The sequence below is a fragment of the Vicinamibacteria bacterium genome, from assembly GCA_035570235.1.
Taxonomy (GTDB): domain Bacteria; phylum Acidobacteriota; class Vicinamibacteria; order Fen-336; family Fen-336; genus DATMML01.
Genome location: DATMML010000083.1, coordinates 99,285 through 124,413 on the forward strand (window position 1 = coordinate 99,285; position 25,129 = coordinate 124,413).

Genomic DNA, 25,129 nt, shown 5'->3' on the forward strand with positions numbered 1-25,129 from the left:
ATGTCAAGAGAAATTAGGCGGCGCTCCTCTTTTTCTTCGTATCCTCCCGCTCCACTCGAAGCCCGTCTTGAAATCTCAATCCCGCCCGGACCAGCGGCAGTAGCTCGGATGCATTGAGTCGGCGCCAGCGTTGCTGCGCCATGAGGAGCAGCCTGAAGGCCATCACGAGCCCCTTCGTTCGTGAGCCAGCTCCTTTCGTCACTCTCTGACGAAGCCGGACCGTGGCAAAAGGCGACTCGATGGGATTTGTCGTCCGCAGATGCACCCAGTGCTCCGCCGGGAGATCGTAAAAAGTGAGGAGCTTGTTCCTTCGTCTCCGCCTTCATGATCTCGTGCAGGGCTCGTTTGGCCTTGGGCCGGAGACCCTTCGGGAGTTTGTCGAGGACATTGACCAGACGGTGCACCCAGCATCTCTGCTCCCGGGTTTCCGGAAAGACGTCCCGGACAGCTGCCCAGAATCCCAGGGCTCCATCCCCGTTCCCCAGCACCGGAGCGCGCATCCCTCGCTTCTTCAATCCACGGAGCACACGCGCCCAGCTCTCGGCGCTTTCTCGATATCCATCCTCCACCGCGATCACTTCCTTCGTCCCGTCCGCACGCGCCCCCATCAAAACCAGCGTGCAGAGCCGCTCTTCCTCAAGCCGGATATTGAAGTGAACCCCGTCGGCCCAGACGTAACGTAGTCACGGTCCGACAGATCCTCCTTCCGAAACTCCTCGTACTCCTTCTGCCACTCCGCGGTCAGCCTCGTGATAGTCGTCGGCGACAAGCCCGAGGCGTCTTCCCCCAAGAGAACCGGCAACGCCTCCCGAAAATCCCCGGTGGAGAGCCCCCGAAGGTAAAGAATGGGGAGGACCTCTGCGACCTTCGGCGAACGGCGCATGTACGGCGGCAAGATCTGGCTGCTGAAACGCTCCCTCTCCCCAGCCCCGTTCACCCTCCGATCGTTGACTCGAGGCGCCCTTACCTCCATCGTCCCCGCCCCCGTCGTCACCTTCCGAGGTCGCGCCAGGCCGTTGCGGACGACCAGGGCGTGTCCCTTCTCATCCCGAGCCTCTCCGTGACGCTCGATGTACTCCTCGACCTCCGCCTCCAGAGCCCTCACCAGCATCCTCCGGGCCCCCTCCCGCGCCAGCTCGTCCAGGGTCGTCCTCGAAATCTCTTCCTCAGAAGCGTCCTCTTGTATTACTCTCAACACCGGTGGCGTCTCCTTCCTCCTAGCCCTGACAGGCCGGGTGTTGGTTTGATTGCTCAAACTCAAACGGGAGGATACGCCGCCTCTTCTTTTCTTACTCCCTCATCCACAACTTTCGGTTATACCTCGACCGCGCTCGCGTTGGTCCCTCCATAGGAGAGAGCGATCCCAGATCCCTCGCCGCGGGAGCGACCTCCTCGGGAGAAGGGGTCCGCGGGAAGGCCCAAGGGCTCACGTACTGTCGATTGAGACTTCTCCGGTAAAGTACGTTTGTGATCCACCGGAGTCAAGGAAAGCCCAGCGCGGGAGCGTCGGCGTGAGGGTCGCCCTCACCGGCGCCTCGGGCTACACGGGTGGACGCCTTCTGGCCGCACTCCTGGCCCGGGGCGACGAGGTCTCCGCCCTCGTGCGGGGAGGGCCGGGGCGCAGGGTCCCGCTCGGGAGGGGAACCCGCATCGTGGAGGGCGACCTGGCGGACGGCCGGAGCTTGGCGGGCCTGGTGGAGGGGGCCCAGGCCGTGGTCCACGTGGCGGCCGTTTACCGCACCGCCGGCCACCCGGATTCCTACTACCGGGATGTCAATGTGAGGGGGACGGAGCGGCTGCTGGAGGCCGCGGCCCGGAGCGGCGTGCAGCGGTTCATCCACACCTCCAGCGTCGGAGTCCATGGCCACGTAGCCACGCCGCCCGCGGACGAGACGACACCCTTGGCTCCGGGGGACATCTACCAGACCACGAAGGCGGAGGCGGAGCGCCTGGCCCTGCGGTATCACGGAAAGGACGGATTGCTTGTCTCCGTGGTTCGCCCGGGCGCCATCTACGGCCCGGGGGAGACACGACTCCTGAAGCTCTTCCGTGCCATTGCCCGCGGCCGCTACGCGATCGTCGGCTCCGGGCGCCCGTTCTACCATCCCGTGTACATCGACGACCTCGTGAGCGGCTTTCTCCTCGCCCTCGACCGTCCGGAGGCCCCGGGGGAAGCCTTCCTCATCGCGGGCCCCCGCTATGTCTCGCAGTCCGAGCTGGCGGCTATCATCGCCCGCCATACCCACGGCCGCGTGCTGCCCTTCCGCATCCCCGCCTGGCCCGTGCAGCTGGCCGGCGACCTCTGCGAGGCTCTCTGCGTGCCCTTCGGGATCGAGCCGCCCCTGCACCGGCGCCGCGTGGACTTCTGGACGAAGAGCCGGGCCTTCTCCATCGAGAAGGCCCGGCGGCTGTTGGGTTACGCGCCGAAAGTGGACGTGGAGGAAGGGGTCGCCCGGACCGCGGCCTGGTACTCCCAGGAAGGGTGGCTGTGACCGAGCGGGCGGCCCGGCTGGTCCTGGGTGCGCTCGTGGCCGGCTTGGCGGCGGCGGCCCTGGCCACAGATTTGCCCAAACTCTCGGGCGGCCGATTCTGGGGCGACGGCGCCACCTACTACGCGATGGCGGCCAGCCTCGCCGAGGACGGCGACATCCGTTACGAAGCCCGGGATGTCCTCCGCATCCGGCGCGAATACTCGTTCGGGCCCCAGGGTGTGTTCCTAAAGAGGGCGAGCGGGGGCTTTACGCTCGACCGGGGGGCCGGCTTTCCGTGGGTCCGCCGCGTGGGCCCGGCCGAGCCCCGCCTTTACTACGCGAAGGCCCTCGTTTACCCGGCCCTGGCGGCGCCCTTCGTGGCTCTGCTGAAGACGAGGGGTCTGCTTCTGGTCAACGCCCTCTTCCTCGGGCTGACGCTCGTGCTCGGCTACAGCGAGCTGCGCCGCGGGGCGAGCCCCGCCTCCGCCCTGGCCCTGACCGTGGTCCTGTTCCTGGGAACGGTGACTCCTCTCTACGTGCTTTGGCTCACACCGGAGATCTTCACCCTCGCTTTGGTCACGGCCGGTCTCGTGGCCGGGAGGCGCGGCCGGCCCGCCCTGGCCGCGGTCCTCTTGGGCATCGCCGTCTACTCAAAACCCAGCAACCTGTTCTTGGCCCTTCCCCTGGGCGTGGAACCGGTGCTGCGCGGTTGGACGGGGGAGGCGGGGGAGCGGACCTGGCTCCGCGGCCTTCTGGAGTCGGCCCGCCGCGGCGCCATCCTGGGCGCGGTCGTGCTTGCGCTCTTCGGCATCAACGCCGCCGTCACGGGGGAGGCGAACTACCAAGGCGGGGAGCGGAAGACCTTCGACGGGCGATATCCCCTCGAGTCCCACGGGGTCACTTTCGACAGCAGCGGCTTCTGGATGACGACCGAGCACGTGGGGCCGCTCGTTCAGGGGGAGGACGAGGGGCAGCAGTCGGAGCGGACGGACCCCGTGCGCTCGGGGACGGAGCTGCGCGCCTCCCTGCTTTGGAACCTCGGGTACTTCTGGGTGGGCCGGTTCGGGGGGGCGGTGCCGTACTTCTTCCCCGCCGTGCTGGCGGTTGCCCTCTTCCTCCTCGCGGGCCCGCGGGAGGGGACGGGCGGGCCTTACCTCGCCGCCCTGCTGGTGTCGTACCTGTTCTACATCTGGTTGATACCCGCCAATTGGTACGGGGGCGGGGGTGCGGTCGGCAACCGCTATTTCCTGAACCTCCTTCCCCTCGTGCTTTTTCTCGTCCCCCGCGGCCGGGAGTGGGTGGTCGTGACGGGGGGCGCGATGGCAGGAGTGGTCTTCCTGGCCCCGATCCTGGGCGCCCCCGTGGAGCACTCGCTGAATCCCGGGCGGCACGCCACCTACGAGACCTTCCGCATCTTCCCGATCGAGCTCACCGAGCTCAATGACCTCGCGATCTTCACCGAGACCTGGCGCAAGAAGCTTCGGTTCGGCGACACGGAGGGCAGCCGCGTCGAGCATCGGGCCTCCGATCCGAACGCCTACTACCTGTACCTGCCCGACAACGGGACCTGGGGCAAGGAGACCGCCTTTGAGGGCGAGGGTGTGTGGCTGCGGGGGGGAGCGAGCGCGGAAGTGATCCTCCGGGCCCTCGAGCCTGTCCGGAGAATGATGGTGCGGATTAAGGGGGGGCCGGGGGGCGACGAGGTGAGCCTCAAGGTGGAGGGGGCCGCCCTCACAACCCGGGTGGGCCCTGGGGAGAACCACGAGCTGGAGCTGGCCCCGGCGCGGGGATTCCCCTACTACGGGACGGTCCTCTACGACCTCCATTTCCGCTCGCGGGCGTCGGGGCCACCGGACGCCGATGGGCGCATCCGGGGGGCCTTCGTCCAGATCAAGCTCGAGGCGGAGCAGCCCTAGGCCAGGCGGGCGAGAGCGGACCCGCTTCCTTTGACCCCGCTCGGGGCTCGTGGCCTGGCCGGCCAGTCCGACTAGCCTTGCGGCCGCCCGAAGCTCTCTGGGGGTGGGTCTGGCTCGGGGCGGAAGAGCCGGCGCAGGGTGGCTCTTTCCGCGGCATCCCAGACCCCGAGCAGGAACGTCGCGAGCAGAAAGACCGCGCTGGCGACGCCAGCCGCGGCCACTAGGCCAAAGCCGCGGGAAGCCCAGAGCGCGGCGGCGAAGGCCAAGGTGGCCAGGAGCGGCCGGAGGGCCACCGAGGCCATGCGCGTCCGATAGCCGTAGAGATGCAAGGCGGTGACGGTCAGGAGGGCGTACGCGCCCTCGGCCAGAAGGCGGGCCAGGGCCGCGCCTGTCCCCCCGTAGAGGGGGATCCAGACGATGTTCAGGACGACGTTCAGGAGGAGAGCGAGGGTCGAGGTGACCACGATCGTCCCCCAGCGGTTGACGCAGGCGAGTGTCGTCTCGCTGAAGTTTGAAAGGAACATGAAAAGAGCGGTGGGGAGGAGCAGGCGAGAGAGGGGGATGCTCGGCCCATAGGCGGGACCGAAGACCAGGCGGATGAAAGGCTCGGACGCGAGGAGGCCGAAGGCGGCCAGGGGCATGCCCGCCAGCAGCAGGTACTTCTGGCCGCGGCGATAGAGGTCGCCTACCGCGGCCGGCGAGCGGACATTGAGGGCGGCCATGGTCGGGAGGAGGGCGTAGCCGAGGACGCGGGGAACGAGCGTCAAACCTTCCAGGATTCGCACGGGCGCGCTGTAGAAACCGGCCTCCACCGCGCCCCGCATCTTCTCCAGGAGCACGATGTCCACCTGGAAGAGCAGGGTGATGACGAGGCCGACGTAGGCGAAGGGCAGGCCCTTGCGCAGGAGCTCCGCCCAAAGCGCGGGGTCGCGGGCGGGGCGTAGGCGAAGGACGCGGGCGTTGGTGTAGGCCCAGAGGCCGGTGGTATCGAAGCTACGGACGATCACGAACACGAGGACGAAGCCGATCGCCCCCCGGCCGGTACGGAGGCTGACCAGGCCCAGCGCCAGGAGCGCGACCCGCTCCAGGAGCAAGGAGACGGCCTCGGTGCCGAAGCGCTGGAAGCCCTTCAAGAGCCAACGGAGGGTGGCCTTTGCGGACTTGAGCACGAGGTCGAACGAGAGCAGGAGGACCGCCGTCCAGGTGATGCCATCTTCGGGCGCGGAGAAGAGCATGCTCCCCAGAGCGAGGCAGAGGGCCACGGTCAGAAGGGAGAGGACGCCCTGAAACCCGAGCAGGTTGCCTATGAGGCGGCCGGCCAGCGAACGGTTCCGGCTGATCTCCAGGGTGGAGGCATAGGCCATCCCGAAATCGGGCAGGATTCGAAAGATGCCCACGAAGGCGAAGGCCGCGCTGTAGGCGCCAAACGCCTCGGGGGCCAGGTAGCGGGCGGCCAGGAAGCCGAGCAGGAAGAGAAGGAGGTTCGATCCTTCCCCGATGGCCGAGAAGATCGTGTTGCGCGCGATCCGGGGGCGTTCGGGAGCCGTATCCAAGCTGCCCATGCTACCATCACCACCCGAGTGGCCGAGCGTGGCGAGACCAGCCTGTGGGAGGACGCGCGCGACAAGCTGAAGTCGCTCCTCTTCCACGGCCTCAACGCATGGCTAGGATGGGACGTCACTCTGGACACCGATGACCGGCGGGTCCTGGACGGGATCATCCTGCCTCATTTGGCAGCCGCCCCCGAGTTCGGCAAGGTCCTCTTCGTGGGCAGCGACTGGTACACCCGACGCTACAATCGGGTCTTCGCGGACAAGGAGTACTGGACGATCGACAAGGATCCGAGCCGAGCCCGGTACGGTGCCTCCCGCCACCTGACCGACGTGCTCCAGAACCTCGAGCGGCACTTCGCGCCCGGCTATTTCGATCTCATCCTCTGCAACGGAGTGCTTGGCTGGGGCCTGGACGCCAAGGACGATGCGGAGGCGGCCTTCGCGGCCTGCTGGCACACCCTGCGCGAGGGGGGGGTCTTTGTTCTCGGCTGGAATAACATTCCCCGTCGGCGGCCGCTCTCCCTCGAGTCGTCGACGGGCCTCGCCCGTTTCAAGCCCTACGTCTTCGCCCCTCTGAAGGAATCGCGGTACCTCACGCGTAGCCGGAACCAACACACCTTCGACTTTTACGTCAAGTGACCGATCGCCACGCACGCGTCGCCCTGGGCCTGGTGACGGCGGCCTTCATGATCGCCGGCCTGAGCCTGGACTTGCCCGGGCTCACGGACCATCGCTTCTGGAACGACGGGGCCACTTATTATTCGATGGCCCGCAGCCTGGCCGAAGACGGCGACTTGCGCTTCGAGACGCGCGACCTAGAGCGCGTGAAGAAGGCCTACCCCGCGGGCCCGCAGGGCATCTTTCTGAAGCGGACCCGCGGCGGCCTCGTCTTCGACTCGGGGGCGGGCTTCCCTTGGCTCCGGCGCGCCCGGGCGGACGAGGGGCGGCTCTACTTTGCCAAGCCGTTCGTCTATCCGTTGGCTTCGCTCCCGTTCGTGTGGGTGTTCGGGGCCCCCCGGGGCCTCCTCCTCACCAACGCCCTCTTCCTGGGCCTCGCGCTGTTCCTGGGGTATGGGGAGGTGCGCCGCGGGGGGAGCCCCGCCTCGGCCCTGGCCGTGGTGCTGGTCCTCGTTCTCGGCACCGTCACGCCCCTCTACTTCCTTTGGCTGACGCCCGAGATCTTTGGGCTGGGGCTCATCACCGCCGGCCTGGTGGCCTGGCGGGGGGGGCGGCCCCTGCTCTCCGCGCTCCTGCTCGGTGTCGCCACCTACGCGAAGCCCACGAACCTGTTCCTCGCCCTCCCCCTTTGCCTGGCTCCTATGTTTGGCGGCGGGAGCGAGGGGGAGTCACGAGCCCCCGCTCGCCTCCTCAGGGGCTTTGGCGAATCGTTGCGGCGGGCGGCGGTGCTGGCGGCGGTTGTGCTCAGCCTCTTCGGGGCGAACGCCCTCGTCACCGGGGAGATGAACTACCAGGGGGGCGAGCGGAAGACCTTCTACGGGAAGTTCCCCTTCGAGGCTCCGGGCCTCGATTTCGACAACACGGGCTTCTGGATGACGACGGACTACGTGGGGCCCCTCGTCGAAGGTCAGGACGACGAAAAATACACCGGGCGCACAGCGCCTCCGCGCCCGCGGGAGGAGATCCCGGACTCGTTCCTCCGCAACCTGGCCTACTTCTGGACGGGACGCTTCGGGGGGGCCGTGCCCTACTTCTTTCCAGCCGTTCTGGCGGGGATCCTGTTCCTGGCCCGGGGACCCCGCGACCGGCCAGGCTGGCTGGCCTTGAGCGCTTTGCTCGTGTCCTACCTCGTCTACATCTGGCTAATCCCCGACAACTGGTACGGCGGAGGAGGGACGGTGGGGAACCGCTACTTCCTGAACCTGCTTCCCCTTGCTTTTGTCTTCATGCCCCGGGGGCGGGAATGGGTGGTGGTGGGGGGGGGGTTGCTCGCCACCGCGACCCTTCTCGCCCCCATCTTCGTGGCTCCCCTGCACCACTCGCTGCATCCGGGGGATCACGCGACCCTTGGCCCTTTTCGAGTCTTCCCGGCCGAGGTGACGATGCTCAACGACCTCTCCGTGTTCCTCGACGTCTGGCGTAAGAAGAGGCCCTACGGGGACACGGAAGGGGACGCCCGTAGTGGTCGCTCCGCCGATCCCACGTCCTACTGGCTGTATTTCGTGGACGACGGCACGTACGGGCAGGAGTCCTCCTTCGGAGAGGACGGCTTCTGGATCCGGGGGGGCGAGCGCGCGGAGGTCTTCCTGCGCGCGCTCGAACCGGTGCAGAGGATGACGGTCCAGGTGACGGGGGGGCCCGCGGGGGACGTGACCACGGTGCGGGTGGGCGGCCATCGTGCTCGGCTGGCCGTGAGCCCGCTCCACGCCCAGGAGGTGGTTTTCGACATCGACCGGCCCGGCTATGGGTTCTACGACTCCTTCGTCTACCGGTTGGAGCTGGCCTCCCGTTTCGGGAGCGTGTCGGAGAAGGATCCACGCCCCCTAGGCTCCTTCGTCCGGATCACGCTCCAAGTCCACGCGCGTCGTCCCTGACCGACTCCCCGCGGGGAGCGATCCGGGAACGGATGACCCCGGCCCCGGTGCTGCCTAGGGCGGAGGTCGACGCACCAGGAAGCGGCGCAGGAGATCCTTCTCCGTCTCGTCCCACACCCCGACCAGGAAGGTGGCCAGGACGAAGGCCGCGGAAGCCAGGGCCGCCCCCCAGAGCAGGGGCCATCCCCGGAGGAGCCAGAGCACGACCGCGAAAGTGCCGGCGGCAAGGAGGGGGCGGACGAGGAGCGATGGCCAAGAGGCGCGGTAGCCGTAAGCGAACAGAGCCAGGGCGGTCATGGCGAAGTAGGCGGCTTCGGTGGCGACGGTAGCCCAAGAAGCGCCTTGGCCGCCGTAACGCGGAATCCAGAACAGGTTCAGGCCCACGTTCAAGGCCAGGGCCAGCGTGGCGGTCAGAACGATGGTGCCCCAGCGGTTGACGCAGGCCAGAGTGGTCTCGTTGAAGTTGGAGAGGAACATGAAGGCGGCGGCGGGGAGGAGGACCCTCGCCATGCCCGCGCTGGGCCCGTAGTCCGGACCGAACAAGAATGAAATGAAGGGATCGGACGCGAGGGCGCCGAAGGCGGCGATAGGCAGACCCACGAGCAGGAGGTACTTCAGCCCCCGCCGGTAGAGCCGGCTGACCGCCTCCCGCGGTCCTAGGTGCAAGGCGGCCATGGTGGGGATCAGCGCGTAACCCAGGATGCGCGGGACGAGAGTGAGTCCCTCCAGGACGCGCACGGGGGCGCTGTACCACCCCACCTCCTGCGCCCCCCTCATCTTCTCGAGCATGACCGCGTCCACCTGGAAGAACATGAGGATGACGGCTCCCGCGTAGGCAAAAGGCAGGCCCTTGCGGAAGAGTTCCCCCCAGAGCCGGAGGTCGGCGGCCGGGCGCACGGGGATGACCCGCGTGTAGACGTAACCGTAGAGGGCAGCGTCGTCGAAGAGCCTTACGAGGGCGAAGACGAGCACGAAGCCCACCACACCGTAGCCCGCGTGCAGACTCGCCCAACCGAGCAACAGAAGCGCCGTTCGCTCCGCCAGGAGGGAGAGCGATTCGGCGCCGAACATCTCGAAACCTTTGAGTAGCCAGCGGAGCGTCGCCTTGATCGACTTCAAGATGAGATCGAAAGACAGGACCAGGACCGCCGTCCAGGTCGGACCCTCGTAGAGCCAGTGCCCGATGCCGAGGCAGAGGACGAGGGTCAGGACCGAAAGTACGGCCTGAAACCCGAGCAGGTTGCCGATCAGGCGAGCGGCGAGGGAGCGGTCTCGGCTGATGGCCAGAGTGGTGGCATAGGACATCCCGAAGTCGGGTAGGAGTCGGAAGAGGCCCACGAACGCGAAGGCCGCGCTGTACTGGCCGAAGGCCACGGGGGCCAAGTAGCGGGCGGCCAGGAAATAGAGAAGGAACAACGGCAGAATCGAGGACTCGCCGATAGCGGAGAAGAGCGTGTTGCGCGCGATCCGGCTGGGGCTGGGCCCGGGGGGGGGAGTCAGCTGCCCGGCTCCGGGGGGAGCAACCCGTCCCGCAGGCAGCTGATCCTGAGGCAAGTCATGCGCCAGTAATTTATGGTCCCTCTGTCAGTTACGACTGACCTCGGCTTCTGCCACTGCCCCCAGCTGGCAGACAGACTGGCCACGGCCCTGCGTCCGCGCGTCGTCGAAAGAGAGTGGCCGCTCGCCCGTGGGAGGGTCAAGGCGCCAAGCCGACCCCGCCAGAGGCCCAGACACCCTTCCCGGCCCCGCGCATTATGGCCCGGCATCGCCTTTGCCGTCCATTAGCGCGAGCCCGGACGGACAGCCTGGCTTTCGATCCTGTTGAGGGCTGCCTTCGGGGGCATCGAGATCCGGCGCCCCGCCAGACGCTTCCGCCCGCCCTTCTGATCCCTTCCGCGGGCCTTTAGTTACTAGCTCTGGTAGTAGTTGTGGGCCTGCCGCTATAGTCCCGCTCGTATCGGGCCTCTTGAGGCTGAGAACTCTGCCCCTGGAGACTCCGGCCGGGAGCGAGGTAGCAACCCCAAGGCGTCGACCAACGGAGCAAGTGATGATTCTCGCGCGTCTAGCCATCCGCGTGCTTATCGGCGGTGTTTTCGCCACGGCCGCGGTAGTCTCGGCCCAGAGCCCCGAAGCATCGATTGTCGGCACGGTGAAGGATCCCTCGGCGGCCCGGGTTCCGGGGGCCCACCTCAGCGCCAAGTCTCTCGCGTCGGGTGCCGAACGGGAGACGAACGCCAACGCCCTGGGGGAGTTCCGTTTCGATCTTCTCCCTCCAGGGCGGTATCAGGTCCGGGCGGCGGCGCCCGGCTTCCAGGTCACGCAAATCGAAGTGGCCCTGGCCACGGGTGTCACGCACGCGCTCGAGATCCAGCTCGCCATTTCCGGGCCGAGAGTGGAGGTCGAGGTTCGCCGACCCATCGACACGGCCAGCAGCGTGGTCCAGACCGTGGTGTCCGCGCGCGACACTGCCTCGATACCGCTCGCCGCACGCAGCTTCGCAAACATCGCCTACTTCGCCCCCATGACCCAACCCGTCGAACCTTCCGATCCGACCAAGGCCCGAATCACGGCGGTCTCCTTTGCGGGAAGCTCCGGCCTGAATGTCGACCTCTCCGTGGATGGAGGCGACAACAACGACGACTACATCGGCGGATTCCTGCAGAATTTCTCGCCCGACGCCATCGAGGAGTTTAACGTTCGCACGGCACAATTCGATGCCGACACTTCGCGCACCAATGGTGGCTCCGTGATCATTACCACCCGGCGTGGCAACGACCAGTGGCACGGTAGCGTCGCCGACTACTTCCGCGGCGCGGGGCTGAATGCGCGCAATCCCCTTGATAACCCCGAGCCCAATCCCAAGCAGCCCTTCTCCCGAAACCATCTCGCCGGCTCGATTGGCGGCCCCATTGTCAAGCAGAAGCTCTGGTTCTTCACCGCCTTTGAGTACGTCGATGAGGACGCGAGCATCTCCTACAGCAATCAGAGCCTCGCCCAGTTCCAGGCGCTGGCTCAGCTGGCTTCTATGGGTCTCGTTCCCGGAGTGACCTCCATCAGCATTCCGTCATCGGTGCCGGTTTTATTCCGGGATTCCATCTTTTCCACTCGAGTCGACTGGCGGCAATCGGATCGTTCGGAATGGTTTCTTCGGGGTGCCACCGACCGGTACCACACCGCCAACGATCTGCTCCAGCAGGCCACGCTTCCTTCCACGGGCGCCTACTCTCGTTCGAACTACTGGAACGTTCTCCTCCACAACGACTTCCAGTTCAACCAGAGCTGGCTAGGCGTGCTGACTCTGCAGGCCAACAGCTTCCATCGCTCCTTAGAGCGAAACTCGAACTACGGCTTTGCCCTCGCATTTCCGTTCAGCACGACGCAAAGCACCATCTCCGGCTTCGAGACCTTCGGCGACAACCAGTTCGTCACGCCCATCACCGCCTTCCCTGTGGAACGTGACCAGCGCAAGTACCAGGTCCGGTACGATCTGGCCCGCTCAGGGATCAAGCACTCGGTCAAGGTTGGTGTGAACTTCATCGATGAGCCGGAGCTCTCAGGCCGACTGTCGGACAATCCTGAGACCCTGGTCAGCTTTCCCTTGGATCCGACCGACTACCTCGCCAACCCGACACAGTTTCCGCTGGACTACGCCGCCGGCTCATCGCCACTGGGCGGGTCAAGCGGCATCTTCTCGCAGCATGTCCGCCGTTTTGGCGTGTACGCCCAGGACGCGTGGCGCATGAGCCCTTCCCTCACCCTGAATCTGGGCCTCCGCTATGATACGACCTTCGGGCTCTTCACGGCCTCCGGCCGGGAGCAGGATCAGAACTCCGCCTACATCACCCTCAAGGCCCTGGGCCTCGACCTCGTCTCCGGCATTCCCCACGACTACCGGGGTGCCATCGCTCCCCGCATCGGGCTTGCCTGGGCTCCCGGCGGTAGCGGGAAGACCGTCGTTCGCGCCGGCATCGGCCTTTACTACAACGACCTCGCTCAGAACGGTTGGGTCGCCGCCTTCCAAGCCGTCAACGCCCCGCCCGCGGGCCTGCTCCAACCCGCGGACAAAGGTGCCCTCATCGATCCACGCTACAAGACCCCTTACGCCCTGCAAGCGAGCCTCGGTTTCGAGCACGACCTCGGTAATGACTGGCGGGTCGACTTGCGCTACCAACACCAGCAGGGAGTCCATCAATATCGCCGGTACGAATACGTTTCCGGCAGTACGCTCCCCGACGACGCCCCCAGCATCTCGCTCTTCCGGTCTGACAATCGTTCCCGCTACGATGGGATCTCCTTTGGGATCCAGCATCGCTTCTCCAACCGCTTTGACCTTTCCGCGCACTACACGCTGGCGAGCGCCGCCACCTGGGGAGCGGTGGTGGGGGAACTGTTTGACTATGTCAACGGCGTCAGCGACGTAAGGAACCCTTTCGGGCCCGGCGACCACGGGCCTTCCGGCGAGGACGTTCGGCATCGCGTCGTGGTCACGGGGAGGGTTCAGCTCCCGGGCAAGTTTGAGTTGGCCACGCTGTCCCAGTTCGAGAGCGCGCGTCCTTTCACGCTTGCCACCTCGCTGGACGTCAACAACGATGGGAACCCAGCAAACGACCGCGCGGTGGTGAACGGTGCGCAGACGTCCCTGGATCAATTTCGCGGCACGGCCTTCATCCAGGTGGACCTTCGGGTGAGTCGCCCTATTCGGCTCTCGGATCGTACCGAGCTCCGGCCCTTCCTTGAGCTTTTCAATGTCTTCAATCGGCAGAATCCCGGCAACAACTACGTCGGCCAGGTGGCAGCCCTCTCCGTCCCCCCCAACCAACTGGCCAACGTCACCCAGCACTGCCTTGATCCAGGCTGCACCGCCACCCGTGCTGTGACCCTGAACGATCTCCGCGTGCCGGCGGGAGCGCTCGGCGATTTCTTCGGCCCCGGGACCACAGTGGGGATTCCCTTCACCGCCCAGCTCGGCCTCCGACTGAGCTTCTGACCAGTCGCACGGAGCCAACACCTTGAGGGACGGCAATCCGCAGCCCGTCTTTAGCCTCGTCGCTGTCTTTAGTCTCGACTGGCTTCCCGCGTGCGCGCTTTTGGCAACGGCCTCGTCCGACCGCACAGCTTGTTCGAGGCCGTGCTGATCAGAATCTCGGGGTTGCTGGCTACACCCTCTTGATTGCCCTTACGATTAACACCAGTACGACCGCCCCGATGGTGGCAACGATGATGCTGGCCAGGGTTCCGCCAGCCGCGATCCCAATCATGCGAAAAAGGAATCCGCCAACGAACGCTCCAATCACGCCGAGCACGATGTCACCCAGGACCCCGTACCCGGATCCCTTTGTGATCTTTCCCGCCAACCAACCCGCAACCAAGCCAACCAACAAGAACCACACTAGATGCACGGGTTACCTCCCTTCGTGATAGGACTGGCCCTTGACTCCTCTACGAGAACGAGGTGACGGAACGTCTCAATCGCCTTTCTCCTTGCGGAGCAAGGCATCCAGCCCGCGGCTGATTTTGAGGCAGCGCTCCAAGGGATCGGACTCCAGCAGCTTTTGGCGGGCCGAGGCGGTGATCGGCAAGTGCTGACAAGCGAGGTTGACCCAAGACATGGGCTCCTTGGACCGACGCTGCTGGTCTAGGAATGAGCGGAGGTCGGCATGGGTGTGAAGATAGCGGGCCAGGGCCTCCACCGCGGGTCCCCATTCGTCTCCGGGATCCTCTTCGTCGAGGGGCTGGACCTCCGCGATGAGGACGTCCACTCCGATCAGGCTCACCACCTTGCCCCGGCGGAGCCCATCCAACTCCACGCGGCGGCCCCCGTCCGTGAGCGGCAGGTCCTCCATGAGAAAGGCCACCGTGCCCACCGACTGGAGGTCGCGGGGGTTGGGACTGGCCGCGGTCGTGTCGCGCTGAGCCATCGCGAGCAGGCACTTGCCGCCCCGGGTGGCCATCTCCACCGCGGCCAAGGCCCCCGGGCGCGACACGACCAGCCCCAATGATGATTCCGGGAATAGGCAGACCTCCCGGAGGGGGAGAACGGGCAGAAGGAGGTTGCCCGGCGTCGCCCCCGGTATCGAGCGGGTCAGGCTGACCTCCTTGTTCCGCGGCGCGTCCCAGAAGCCCAGGGGGGACGCCCGCCTGTGCGGCGCATGTTACTACGGGGTCCCGCTGAGGCGCCGGGACAACTTTCGATAAAGAATAGACGAGAGGCTGAGGCGATCCCGGCCGGGGAGCAGTTCGAGGTAGTCCTCCCCGATGCGGGCTACCGTCTCGGGGTCGCCCCCCACCCGCGTGATCGGGACACCGGGGACCTTCCCCGAGAAAGCCGTGCGGTAGCCCAGCTCCCGGACGAGGCGCCGGGCGCTGGGACCGGAGGCGTGCCAAGGGTAAGCGAGGTGGACCACGGGCTTGCCCGTCCGCGCCTCGATGAGCCGCTTCGATTCCGCCAGCTCGGTGCGGATGGCCGCTTCTCGCTGGGCCGGGGACTCCAAGCGGCCACGAATGCGGCTCCGGCTGGTCAGCCGCCTCAGTATCGTCTCCCAGTCCTTGCGCGCGAAAAAGCCCTCGCCCCCTTGCTGGGTGACGGCCTCCACGCAGGCGGTGCGGATGTACGGCTCCTCGTGGAAGCGGAGCGACTCCGACAGCCGGGGTGCGGAACGGAGGAGGGGCGTGCCCAGGGGAATCTCCTCCCCCATGAGGTCGCGTCCCGCCTCGCCGATCAGGGGCAGATCCATGGCCGCGTAGCCCCGGCGGCTCTGGGGCGTGGCGAAGCCAGCCACTTGGGGGCTAACGTGGATGCGGGCATGGAGAAGGCTGTGGCTTTGGAAGTCCAGATAGCCCGCGCGGGACAGAGCCTCGACTTCCTCCCAGGAGAGGAAGGCGGCTTCCCCCTGCTCGCGCCCCAGCACGGCCTCCGGCCGCACGCGTCCAGCCTCGACCTCCTCCCAGGTGGGGGGCAGGGGACCCGGACGCTCGCGCATGCGTCCGGGAACCAGAAACACGACCCCCCGCATGGCGTACCGCCGCAGCAAGGGCGCCCCCACGCCCCAGACGCTGCTGCGCCCGTCATCGAAGGTGAGGAGAACGGCCCGTTCGGGTACCGGCCCCGCACCCATGAGAGCCCGGAAGTACTCGTCCGCGGAAAGGGTAGAGTAGCCGTTCTCAGCTAGATAGCGGAGCTTGCGCCCGAAGGACTCCGGCTCGAGGCTGTGGAAGACGAAGACGGGGATGTCGCCCCGGGCGAGTGGCCCCCCCGTCACAAAGTCCGGGTAGCGGCCCAGGAGGAGGTCCCGCGGTACCTCCCAGGCCGGGCCGGCGTCGTGGGCAAGCTTACGAAAGGACTTCATCGGGGGCTCCGCGCGTCGGAGAGCACCTCATCATAGAGCGCTTCCATCTGGAGCACGCAGGAGCGCACGTCGTAGCGGCCGGAGGCCCCGTGCGCGCCCTGGGCGAGAGAGTGCCTCAGTCCCTCGTCGTCGAGCACCCGCAGGAGGGCGGCGGCCAGGGCGGGGGCACTCTGAGCGGGTACGAGCAGGCCTGTCCGGCCATCCTCCAGCACTTCGCGGCAGCCGTCTACGGCCGTGGAGACGATGGCCTTACCCGCTGCCATGGCCTCGAAGAGGGTGAGCGGGGTTCCCTCATAGAGGGAGGAGATGCAGAGCACGTCGATGGCCCCCAGCACCCTGGGGATGTCGGTGCGGTGCCCCGCGAAGACCACTCGGTCGGCGATGCGGAGCTCCTGAGCCTGGGCGCGCAGCGGAACCGCCAGGTCGCCGTCACCCACGATCAAGAACCGGGTCTCCGGGCGAGCGGCCAGAACAGAGGCGGCGGCCTCGATCAAGAAGCGATGCCCCTTCTGGGCGTTGAGGCGCCCGATGGCTCCGACCACCAGTGCCTGCGCGGGCAAGCCCAGCTCCTGCCTGGCCTCGAGCGCCTGGGCGCGGGGCACCGGCCCAAACTCGTCGAGGGGGGCCCCGTTCCAGATGAGCCGGACCCTATCCGCGGGCACGTGGCGCTGCTGCACCAAAAAGTCGCGGGTGCTGCCGCTCACCGCGATGGCCCGGTCGACGAGGGGGGCGAGGAGCCGGTCGGCCCATCCCTGGTAGACCGGCATGCGCGGATCCGCGAAGTGCTCGTGCAGCACAAGGGCGGCTCCCACCCGACGTGCGGCCAGGCGGCCAAAATCGGCCGCCGCATACCCGTGCACGTGGAGGACACGCGCCTGGCGTGCGCGGGCGAGAGTCACGAGATCCAACAGCAGGCGGGGATCGAAGCGCCCGCGTCCGAGGTGGGAGACGGGGATGCCCTGCGCGGCGAGGAGGCGGGAGGCGGGTTCCGATTCCTTCAGCCCGCACAGCGAGACCTCGAAGCGGGAGGGGTCGTAGCGGGGGAACCACCAGGAAAAGAGACGGGAGACGCCGTGGATGCTGGAGCCAGCGACCCCAAACTTGTCGCAGACGTGAAGCACGGAGACGGGCATGTCAGGGCACGGGCTCGGACTCGAGGCCGGGGCCCCGCGACATCCAGACGAAGGCCCCCGAGAGAGAGAGCAGAACCACGAGGCCCGCGCCGACAAGGCTGAAGGCGAGGGCGCCATCGCGGGCGAGGCCGATCTGGCCGAAGTAGACGATGAAGACACTCTCCCGGATGCCCCACCCGTTGAAGGAGACGGGAACGGTTTGGAGCAGCGTGCAGAGCGGAACCATGAGGAAACAAGCGCCGAGGGGGAGCGGAATGCGGAGGGCATGCGCCACCGCATAGTAGTAGCAGACGACCAGCGCCTGCAGAGCCACGCTCGCCAGGAAGGCGAACCCCACCGCGGGCAGACGCGCGCGGTACACGTGGACCGCGGCTTGGACGATCTCGAACTGTTCCCGGGCCCAGCCGAACGAGGCGAGGCGGGTCGCGGACATGAGCCGCCGCGCCGTGCCCGGCCGGAAGAACACGTAGGCCAGACCGCTGAAAACACCGCCCATGAGGACGAGCATGGAGCGGGCGCCGGCGAGCTGGCGGACGGAGGGGCCCCCGAGCACGAAGGCCACCAGGGCCAGGACGTAGAGGGCACCCAGCCCCAAGATGCGATCGATCGCCACCACCGCGAGGGAGGTCGTGGTGGAGCCCGTGAGCTGGGAGCTGTCGCGAACGCGGATGACGTCCCCCCCTATGTTGCTGGGCAGGAAGTTGTTGAAGAAGGTGGCCACCAGGTAGGAAGCGGATAGCCGCCGCACGGAGGCGGGGAAGCCTTGGGCCTGCAAGAGGACCCACCAGCGCCAGGTGCAGAGGGCGAGCATGGCGCTGTAAAACCCCACCGCGGCCGCGATCAGGATCAGATCCCCCCCGCGAACCCGCCGTTCGAGCGCGACCAGATCGGTGGTGGAGAGGAGGTAGGCCAGAAGGGCGAGGCTAACGCCAATCTTGGCCGCGAGCAGGGCGGTGCGCTTCATGACTCTGGGCGGATCGCGGCACCTGTCGCCAAAGCCGCATGCTACAGTAGCTTCCGCGCGAGGGTCAAACCTCAGGAGGCGCGGGAAGTCTTGGGCACGACGCCGGACGAGGGGCGGCCGCCGATCGCGATCCAGGAGGCGGTGGGCGCGGGGGGCAAGTCCGCCCTCGCCAAGTACCAGGATCTGGTGGTGGGGAGCCGGAGCCCCGGCCGCCTCGTTCTCCACGAGCTGGTGGTGACGCTGACCTCCTGGGTGCCGGGCGCGCTGGGGCTCGTGCTCCGGCGGGTGGCCTACCGCCTGCTATTGGGCGGGATGGGCCGCAACGTCACCTTCGGCTACGGAACCGTCTTGCGGCACCCCGCTAAGATTCGGCTCGGGAACAACGTGACCATAGACGACCTCGTGGTCCTGGACGCCAAGGGCAGCGGCAACCGGGGGATCATCGTCGGGGACGGCGTGTTTCTGGGTCGGGGGACGATCCTCTCCTGCAAAGACGGCGACATCGTCCTTGGCGATCACGTGAACATCGGGTTCTATTCCGAAATCTTCTCCGGCTCGCGGGTAGTCGTCGGCCGATACGGCCTGTTCGCCGCCTATACTTATCTAGTCGGGGGAGGACACGAGTACGAGCGGACGGACCGCGCGGTCCTGGAGCAGCCCCGCTCCTCCCGGGGCATCGACCTGGGGGAGAACGTCTGGTTGGGAGCGGGGGCCAAGGTCCTGGACGGCGTGCGCATCGGCAACAACGTGGTCGTGGGGGCGGGGGCGGTCGTCACCGAAGACTTGCCGGACGGGGTGGTGGCAGCGGGCATTCCCGCCCGCGTGATACGGCCGCGGGAAGACGGGAAGGGGGCCCGCCTTTGACGGGTCTCTGGCCGCCCCCTAGAATCAAGAGCTTCGAGGGAGTTAGGGCATGAAGAAGGTCCTGGAGGAAAAACCCGCGGAGTCCCCCCCCGGTCCTCACGAGGTCCCATTCACCACCATTTCCGGCCGTCCCATCGAGCCGCTCTACGGGCCAGACCGCCTGAGCGACTTCGACTACGCCCGAGATCTCGGCGACCCCGGCCAATTCCCGTTCACGCGCGGCGTTCACGCGACGATGTACCGAGGAAAGCCGTGGACGATGAGGCAGTTCGCCGGCTTCGGCACCCCGGGGGAGACCAACGCCCGCTTTAAGTACCTGCTGGAGAACGGCGGCCACGGTCTGTCAGTCGCCTTCGACCTGCCTACCCTCATGGGGCGGGACCCGGATCATCCCCTCTCTCTGGGCGAGGTCGGCAAATGCGGGGTGGCTGTGACGTCGCTCGCAGACATGGAGACCCTTTTCGACGGCATCCCCCTCGATCAGGTGAGCACCTCCATGACCATCAACTCCCCCGCGGCCATGCTCCTTGCCTTCTACATCGCGGTGGGGGAGAAGCAGGGCGTGCCCCAGGAGCGGCTCTCGGGGACGGTCCAGGCCGATATCCTCAAAGAGTTCATCGCCCAGAAGGAGTACATCTTTCCGCCCCGGCCCAGCATGCGGATCATCGTGGACATGATCCGTTACTGCACGGAGCACATGCCGAAATGGAACACCATCTCCATCTCCGGCTACCACATCCGCGAGGCTGGCTCCACCGCCGCCCAGGAGCTGGCCTTCACGCTGCGGGACGGGATCGAGTACGTGCAGTGGTGCGTGGAGGCGGGGATGGATGTGGACTCCTTTGCGCCCCGGCTCTCCTTCTTCTTCAACTCCCACAGTGATTTCTTCGAGGAGATCGCCAAGTTTCGCGCCGCCCGGCGGATCTGGGCCCGCGTGATGAGGGAGCGCTTCGGGGCCAAGAACCCGCGCTCCTGGATGTGCCGCTTCCACGCCCAGACGGCGGGGGTCAGCCTGACCGCTCAGCAGCCCTACAACAACGTGGTCCGCACGGCTCTCCAGGCCTTGGCCGCGGTCCTGGGGGGGACGCAGTCCCTGCACACCAACTCCCTCGACGAGGCCCTGGCCCTCCCCACCCAAGAAGCGGCCACCATCGCCCTGCGCACGCAGCAGATCATCGCGCACGAGTCGGGGGTGGTGAACACCGCGGACCCCCTGGCCGGCTCCTATTTCGTGGAGAAGCTGACGAGCGATCTCGAGGCCGAGGCCCTCGAGTATTTCCGCAAGATCGACGCCTTGGGGGGCATGGTGGCGGCGGTCGAGCGCGGCTTCCCCCAACGGGAGATCCAGGAAGCGGCCTTCCAGTTCCAGAAGGCGGTGGAGCGCAAGGAAAAGATCATTGTCGGCGTGAACGAGTACGCGATGGAGGAGAAGCCCTTCCCGATCCTCTACATCGACGAACGAGCCTCGGAAGAGCAGATCGGCCGCCTCCAGACTCTCCGCGCCACCCGGGACAACGAGCGCGTGCGGCAGGGACTGGCCCGCCTCCAGCAGGCGGCGCGGGGCCGGGACAACCTGATGTATCCCATCCTGGACGCGGCCCGAGCCTACGCCACCTTAGGGGAGATGTGCGACGCTCTCCGCGAGGTCTGGGGCGAGTACGAAGAGCCCCCTGTCTTCTGATGGTCGCGATGCCTGAGAAAAAGTCGCCGCCCGGGGGTTTGGCTTCTCGCAAGATCAGGGTCCTCATCGCCAAGCCCGGCCTGGACGGCCATGACCGTGGGGCCAAGGTGGTGGCCCGCGCCCTCCGCGATGCAGGGATGGAGGTCATCTACACCGGCCTGCGCCAGAGCCCGGAGCAAATCGTGGCCGCGGCTGCGCAGGAGGACGTGGATGCGGTCGGCCTCTCCATCCTGTCCGGTGCCCATCTCCAGATCTGCAAGCGCGTTCTGGAACTCCTCCGGGCCAAGGGGAGCGGGGGGGTCCGGGTGTTCCTGGGCGGGATCATCCCCGCCCAGGACATCCCCCTCCTGAAGAAGATGGGCGTGGCGGAGGTGTTCCTTCCCGGCTCCTCGACCCAAGACGTCATCCGGCTGATCGAGTCCTCCCTTCCCGTCCGCTGACCGGGGCGCAAGCCCCGATAGATCCTTGACATACAGGCAGGAGCGGTCTATCTTGGTGCGACGGTCCGGCGCCGGAGAGCCGCCCGATTTGGCGTGGAGGGCCACAGGCGATGGGCAAGAAAATACTGCTAGCGGACGACAGCATCACGATCCAGAAGGTCATCGAACTCACGTTCTCGGACGAGGACTTCGACGTGGTGACCGTAGGCAACGGGCGTCTGGCAGTGGAAAAGGTCCAGGAAGTACGTCCGGACGTGGTGCTCTGCGACATCATCATGCCCGAAAAGGACGGCTACGAGGTCTGCGACTTTATCAAGAGAAACGCGTCCCTATCCCACATACCGGTCCTGCTCTTGACGGGTGCTTTCGAGCCCTTCGACCAGGAGCGCGCGGCGCGAGTGGGCTGTGATGGCTTTCTGGCCAAGCCGTTCGAGCCGGAGACGCTCATCGCCAAGGTCAAGGATCTGTTGAAGAAGGCGGCCTCCCGAACCGTGTCGTCCGCCGGGCTGCGCACCCCACCGGTCGTTGCCGAGCCCTTCCCGGTCCCGCCTCGGGAGCCCGAGCCCAGCCCCCCGGCCACGAGCTCGTTCCCCCCGGGTCCGCCCGCGCGACCGCCCGAGCTGATACCGTTCCCGACGGCGGCCGTCCGCCCCCCAGGGATCGAGCCACCCCCCGCCCCGCCTTCCCCTCCGGAGGTGAGGTTCATCCCGGACGAGCCGTTTGGAGACCTGGACGGTGCTACGTTCGCCCCCGACACCGCCACCGCCTCCTTCGGGGCTCCCCCCGTCGAGCGCCGGACTTTCCCCGTCGCGGAAGAGGCGGCGGCAACGCGGGACCTGCTGCCGATGACGCCCGAGGAGTCCGAGAGTCTGGCCGCACCCGCCGCCCCCTCCGATTCCGCGAACACGGTCATGTTCAAAGCGGGGGCCGTCTCCTGGTCAGCCCCGCTGGCCGAGCCGCCAACCGCCGCCGCCCCGCCTCCCTCGCCCCCCGCGGCCGCAGAGCCCGAGTTTGAGGAGGTGGTCGACGAGGACGTAGTGGGATTCCCCGGTGCTTTCGGGGCGTCTCCCGCCCCCGCTGCCTTCGAGCCGCCCGCAGCCGCGCCGCCTCCTCCGCCCGCCGCGCCGCCTGCGCTGGCCACCTCCGCCCCCGAACCTCGCATGATCTCGGGGGCAGGGAGCGTCCCCGGGCCCACCGGGCCACGGGCTCCCGCTCCGCCCTGGGCGGCCGCGGAAGCGGCTCCGTCATTCGCGGATGTGGCGGGGGACGAGGTGTTGGCCGTGAACACCGCAGCCGTGGCCGCCTCCGTGGCGGCCGAGGTAGCAGTTCCCGTGGACATGGTCGCCCAGATCGCCCAGCGCGTCGTCGCCCAGATCTCCGAGAGAGTCGTCGCCCAGATCGCCTGGGAGGTCATCCCCGACTTGGCCGAGGCCATGCTCAAGAAAGAGATCGAGCGCCTCAAGGCCGAGCTGCAGCGGACCTAGGGCGCGGGCTTCCCAGCCCGGGCCGCCGCGCTCAGAATAAGGGGCCGACCCCTCTCATGCCCGCCCCGCGGACGAGACAATGACTGGAGATATGTCCAAAGAGCCGCTCGCGAAGGCCTACGAACCGAAGGAGGTGGAGGCGCGCTGGTACCGCTTCTGGGACGAGGGCGGTTTCTTCCGCGCCAACCCGGAATCCGGCAAACCGCCCTTCGCCATCGTCATCCCGCCCCCGAATGTAACGGGCTCCCTCCATATTGGCCACGCCTTCACCCTCACCCTGCAGGATGTGATCGTGCGCTGGAAGCGAATGTGCGGCCACGACACGCTCTGGCTGCCGGGACTGGACCATGCCGGCATCGCCACCCAGCTGGTGGTGGAGCGGCAGCTTGCCCGGGAGGGCAAGCGGAAAGAGGACTTAGGGCGGGCCAGCTTCGAGGCGAGGGTCTGGGAGTGGAAGGCGGAGAGCGGGGGCAAGATTCTGAACCAACTCCGCCTCATGGGCTACTCCCTGGACTGGACGCGGCTGCGCTTCACTCTCGACCCCCAACTCTCGCGGGCCGTGCGCGAGGTCTTCGTCTCCCTCTACGAGGCCGGGCTCATCTACCGCGGCGACTACATCGTGAACTGGTGCCCACGCTGCGGTACGGCTTTGTCGGATCTGGAGGTCGAGACCGAGGCCGAGAGCGGAAGCTTGTGGCACATCCGCTACCCGGGGGCGGATGGCGGGCCCGGCGTCGTGGTCGCGACCACGCGCCCCGAGACCCTGCTCGGGGACACCGCGGTGGCGGTTCATCCCGACGACGAGCGTCACCGGGCCCTCCTGGGCGGGAAGGTGATCCTGCCCATCCTGCATCGTCCCATCCCGGTGGTGGGGGACTCCTTCGTCGACCCGGAGTTCGGGACGGGGGCAGTCAAGGTCACCCCCGCCCACGATCCGAATGACTTCCTGGCTGCCCAGCGGCTGGGCCTGCCCGCCATAAACATTATGGACGAGCGGGGAGTCCTCAACGAGAACGCCGGACCCTACGCGGGTCAGGACCGCTTTCAGGCCCGGGAGGCGATCGTCCGCCAGCTCGCGGCGGAAGGACTCCTGGTGAAGACGGTCCCGCACTCGGTGCCCTTGGGGCGCTGCCAGCGCTGTCAGACGGTGGTGGAGCCCCGGCTCTCCCGGCAGTGGTTCGTGAAGATGGCCCCCCTGGCGGAGCCAGCCATCAAGGCGGTGGAGGACGGGCGCATCGTCTTCGTGCCCGCGAGCACGGCTAAGACCTACTTTGAGTGGATGCGGAACATCCGTGATTGGTGCATCAGTCGGCAGCTCTGGTGGGGGCACCGCATCCCGGCCTGGACGTGCGGGGCCTGCTCCCGGCTGACGGTGGCGCGCCAAGACCCCGCGACCTGCCCCCACTGCGGCGGGAAGGAACTCACCCAGGAAAGTGACGTCCTGGACACTTGGTTCTCCTCCGCCCTCTTTCCCTTCTCCACCCTGGGCTGGCCGGACCAGACCCGCGATCTCGAGCGCTACTACCCCAACAACGTGATGATGACCGGGTTCGACATCATCTTCTTCTGGGTAGCCCGGATGATCGTGATGGGGCTGCGCTTCAAAGATGACGTGCCCTTCCGGCGCGTCTTCTTCAACGGTCTGGTCCGTGATGACAAGGGCGTGAAGATGTCCAAGACCCGGGGCAACGACGTGGACCCGCTGGAGCTTGTCGCCAAGCACGGGACGGACGCCGTTCGCTTCACCCTTACCGCCCTGGCCGCGCCGGGGACCGACCCTTCACTCTCCGAAGCGCGTCTGCTGGGCTATAAGGCCTTCGTCAACAAGCTCTGGAACGCCTCGCGCTTCGTGCTCATGAACCTGGACGGCGACCGGGCCCCTTACTCGTTCTCCCAGCTCCCCCTGGCCAGCCAATGGATCCTTGGCGAACTGAACAACACGGCGGGGCTGGTGCAGGAAGCCCTGGAGGAGTTTAGGTTCGATCTGGCCGCCAACACCTTGTATCACTTCGTCTGGAGTGAGCTCTGCGACTGGTACATCGAGATCTCCAAGGTCCTCTTGGCCGATCCAAAGCACGGTCCCGAGACCCGGACCGTCCTTCTAGAAGTGCTCGAGGGATCGCTGCGACTCTTGCATCCGATCATGCCCTACGTCACGGAAGAGATCTGGCAACGGCTCCCCCACGACGGAGACTCGATCATGGTCGCGCCCTTTCCGCAGAGGCGGGAGCTGGCCCTTGCCGGCAAGCGGATGAGCGATCTCATCGATCTGGTGACCGCCATTAGAACCATTCGGGCGACCTACGAGGTGGATCCGAAACGGCGCATCGACGTCACGCTCCTGGCCCCGGCCGCGACCGGCTTCGCCTTTCTCGAGGAGCAGCGCCCGTTGATATCGGCCCTTTGTCGGATAGAGCATCTCAGGATCGTGTCGCAAGCGGCGAGGTCCCGGCAGACGATCGTCCAGCCGGTGGGGGAATTCGAGATCCACATCCCCATGGCCGGGCTCTTCGACCTCGCGGCGGAAAGGAGCCGGCTGACCAAGGAGCGCCTGAAGATCGACGGGGAGCTCGGGAGCCTAAGCGCTCGGCTGGGCAACCCGCAGTTCGTAGAGCGCGCAAAACCCGAGGTGGTCGAGGAGAGCCGGGCGCGGGTGGCGGAGCTCGAGGCCCGAAAGCGCAGGGTGGAGGAGATGCTCCGCGAACTCGGGGGCGAGGCCCAATGA

17 protein-coding genes and 1 pseudogene are annotated in these 25,129 nt (G+C 67.0%); 10 read left to right on the top strand and 8 right to left on the bottom strand.

Annotated elements, in window-relative coordinates:
- Positions 1 to 13: 13 nt before the first annotated feature.
- Positions 14 to 1,186, bottom strand: a pseudogene (locus VN461_15050) (IS256 family transposase).
- 325 nt (positions 1,187 to 1,511) lie between these two features.
- Here VN461_15050 and VN461_15055 point away from each other — a divergent pair.
- Both VN461_15055 and VN461_15060 read left to right on the top strand, forming a co-directional pair.
- A complete protein-coding gene (locus tag VN461_15055; protein HXB56098.1) occupies positions 1,512 to 2,492 on the top strand; it encodes an NAD-dependent epimerase/dehydratase family protein in 981 nt (326 codons plus the stop codon).
- Complete coding sequence (locus tag VN461_15060; GenBank protein HXB56099.1) at positions 2,489 to 4,387, top strand: hypothetical protein; 1,899 nt, start codon at positions 2,489 to 2,491, stop codon at positions 4,385 to 4,387. Before VN461_15055 ends, VN461_15060 begins: the two co-directional genes overlap by 4 nt.
- Positions 4,388 to 4,458: 71 nt before the next feature.
- On the opposite strand, the gene VN461_15065 is transcribed toward VN461_15060, so the two are convergent.
- Complete coding sequence (locus tag VN461_15065) at positions 4,459 to 5,949, bottom strand: flippase (protein ID HXB56100.1); 1,491 nt, start codon at positions 5,947 to 5,949, stop codon at positions 4,459 to 4,461.
- Between the two features lie 18 nt (positions 5,950 to 5,967).
- Here VN461_15065 and VN461_15070 point away from each other — a divergent pair, with 18 nt between their 5' ends.
- Together VN461_15070 and VN461_15075 are read left to right on the top strand one after the other, a co-directional pair.
- Positions 5,968 to 6,579 (top strand): class I SAM-dependent methyltransferase, encoded by a 612-nt coding sequence (locus VN461_15070; GenBank protein HXB56101.1) that lies wholly within the window; start codon positions 5,968 to 5,970, stop codon positions 6,577 to 6,579.
- Positions 6,576 to 8,492: a hypothetical protein gene (locus VN461_15075; protein ID HXB56102.1), complete on the top strand. Its 1,917-nt coding sequence runs from the start codon at positions 6,576 to 6,578 to the stop codon at positions 8,490 to 8,492. Before VN461_15070 ends, VN461_15075 begins: the two co-directional genes overlap by 4 nt.
- Positions 8,493 to 8,546: 54 nt before the next feature.
- Here VN461_15075 and VN461_15080 read toward each other — a convergent pair whose 3' ends face one another.
- Positions 8,547 to 10,046 carry a flippase gene (locus VN461_15080; protein HXB56103.1) on the bottom strand — a complete coding sequence of 500 codons (1,500 nt, stop codon included), beginning with the start codon at positions 10,044 to 10,046 and terminating at the stop codon, positions 8,547 to 8,549.
- A gap of 493 nt (positions 10,047 to 10,539) precedes the next feature.
- Here VN461_15080 and VN461_15085 point away from each other — a divergent pair, with 493 nt between their 5' ends.
- Complete coding sequence (locus tag VN461_15085) at positions 10,540 to 13,479, top strand: TonB-dependent receptor (protein ID HXB56104.1); 2,940 nt, start codon at positions 10,540 to 10,542, stop codon at positions 13,477 to 13,479.
- 169 nt (positions 13,480 to 13,648) lie between these two features.
- Here the strand turns inward: VN461_15085 and VN461_15090 are convergent, their stop codons facing one another.
- From VN461_15090 to VN461_15110, 5 genes are all read right to left on the bottom strand, one after another.
- Positions 13,649 to 13,891, bottom strand: a complete 243-nt coding sequence (locus VN461_15090; GenBank protein ID HXB56105.1) for a GlsB/YeaQ/YmgE family stress response membrane protein — start codon at positions 13,889 to 13,891, stop codon at positions 13,649 to 13,651.
- Between the two features lie 66 nt (positions 13,892 to 13,957).
- A complete protein-coding gene (locus tag VN461_15095; protein HXB56106.1) occupies positions 13,958 to 14,617 on the bottom strand; it encodes an LON peptidase substrate-binding domain-containing protein in 660 nt (219 codons plus the stop codon).
- A 30-nt stretch (positions 14,618 to 14,647) separates the two neighbouring features.
- Positions 14,648 to 15,838 (bottom strand): polysaccharide deacetylase family protein, encoded by a 1,191-nt coding sequence (locus tag VN461_15100; protein ID HXB56107.1) that lies wholly within the window; start codon positions 15,836 to 15,838, stop codon positions 14,648 to 14,650.
- Entirely contained in the window at positions 15,835 to 16,971 is a 1,137-nt protein-coding gene (locus VN461_15105; GenBank protein ID HXB56108.1) for a glycosyltransferase, read from the bottom strand. Before VN461_15105 ends, VN461_15100 begins: the two co-directional genes overlap by 4 nt.
- Before the next feature lies 1 nt (position 16,972).
- The gene (locus tag VN461_15110; GenBank protein HXB56109.1) at positions 16,973 to 17,935 is read right to left on the bottom strand and encodes a lysylphosphatidylglycerol synthase transmembrane domain-containing protein; all 963 of its coding nucleotides are present in this window, start codon (positions 17,933 to 17,935) and stop codon (positions 16,973 to 16,975) included.
- A gap of 90 nt (positions 17,936 to 18,025) precedes the next feature.
- On the opposite strand from VN461_15110, the gene VN461_15115 reads away from it, so the two are divergent.
- The 5 genes from VN461_15115 to VN461_15135 all read left to right on the top strand — a co-directional run bounded on the left by VN461_15115 (position 18,026) and on the right by VN461_15135 (position 25,129).
- Complete coding sequence (locus VN461_15115; protein ID HXB56110.1) at positions 18,026 to 18,799, top strand: DapH/DapD/GlmU-related protein; 774 nt, start codon at positions 18,026 to 18,028, stop codon at positions 18,797 to 18,799.
- 49 nt (positions 18,800 to 18,848) lie between these two features.
- Positions 18,849 to 20,480, top strand: coding sequence for a methylmalonyl-CoA mutase family protein (locus tag VN461_15120; protein HXB56111.1), 1,632 nt, complete (start codon positions 18,849 to 18,851; stop codon positions 20,478 to 20,480).
- Between the two features lie 8 nt (positions 20,481 to 20,488).
- Complete coding sequence (locus VN461_15125) at positions 20,489 to 20,920, top strand: cobalamin B12-binding domain-containing protein (GenBank protein ID HXB56112.1); 432 nt, start codon at positions 20,489 to 20,491, stop codon at positions 20,918 to 20,920.
- A 110-nt stretch (positions 20,921 to 21,030) separates the two neighbouring features.
- Positions 21,031 to 22,404, top strand: coding sequence for a response regulator (locus VN461_15130; protein ID HXB56113.1), 1,374 nt, complete (start codon positions 21,031 to 21,033; stop codon positions 22,402 to 22,404).
- Between the two features lie 91 nt (positions 22,405 to 22,495).
- Positions 22,496 to 25,129: a valine--tRNA ligase gene (locus VN461_15135; protein ID HXB56114.1), complete on the top strand. Its 2,634-nt coding sequence runs from the start codon at positions 22,496 to 22,498 to the stop codon at positions 25,127 to 25,129.

What these genes read in the sequence shown, in the direction of transcription:
- VN461_15135 (HXB56114.1), top strand. Translation starts at nt 22,496, where the DNA reads ATGTCCAAAGAGCCGCTCGCGAAGGCCTACGAACCGAAGGAGGTGGAG.
- VN461_15085 (HXB56104.1), top strand. Translation starts at nt 10,540, where the DNA reads ATGATTCTCGCGCGTCTAGCCATCCGCGTGCTTATCGGCGGTGTTTTC.
- VN461_15110 (HXB56109.1), bottom strand. Translation starts at nt 17,935, where the DNA reads ATGAAGCGCACCGCCCTGCTCGCGGCCAAGATTGGCGTTAGCCTCGCC.
- VN461_15105 (HXB56108.1), bottom strand. Translation starts at nt 16,971, where the DNA reads ATGCCCGTCTCCGTGCTTCACGTCTGCGACAAGTTTGGGGTCGCTGGC.
- VN461_15120 (HXB56111.1), top strand. Translation starts at nt 18,849, where the DNA reads ATGAAGAAGGTCCTGGAGGAAAAACCCGCGGAGTCCCCCCCCGGTCCT.
- VN461_15130 (HXB56113.1), top strand. Translation starts at nt 21,031, where the DNA reads ATGGGCAAGAAAATACTGCTAGCGGACGACAGCATCACGATCCAGAAG.
- VN461_15065 (HXB56100.1), bottom strand. Translation starts at nt 5,949, where the DNA reads ATGGGCAGCTTGGATACGGCTCCCGAACGCCCCCGGATCGCGCGCAAC.
- VN461_15100 (HXB56107.1), bottom strand. Translation starts at nt 15,838, where the DNA reads ATGAAGTCCTTTCGTAAGCTTGCCCACGACGCCGGCCCGGCCTGGGAG.
- VN461_15125 (HXB56112.1), top strand. Translation starts at nt 20,489, where the DNA reads ATGCCTGAGAAAAAGTCGCCGCCCGGGGGTTTGGCTTCTCGCAAGATC.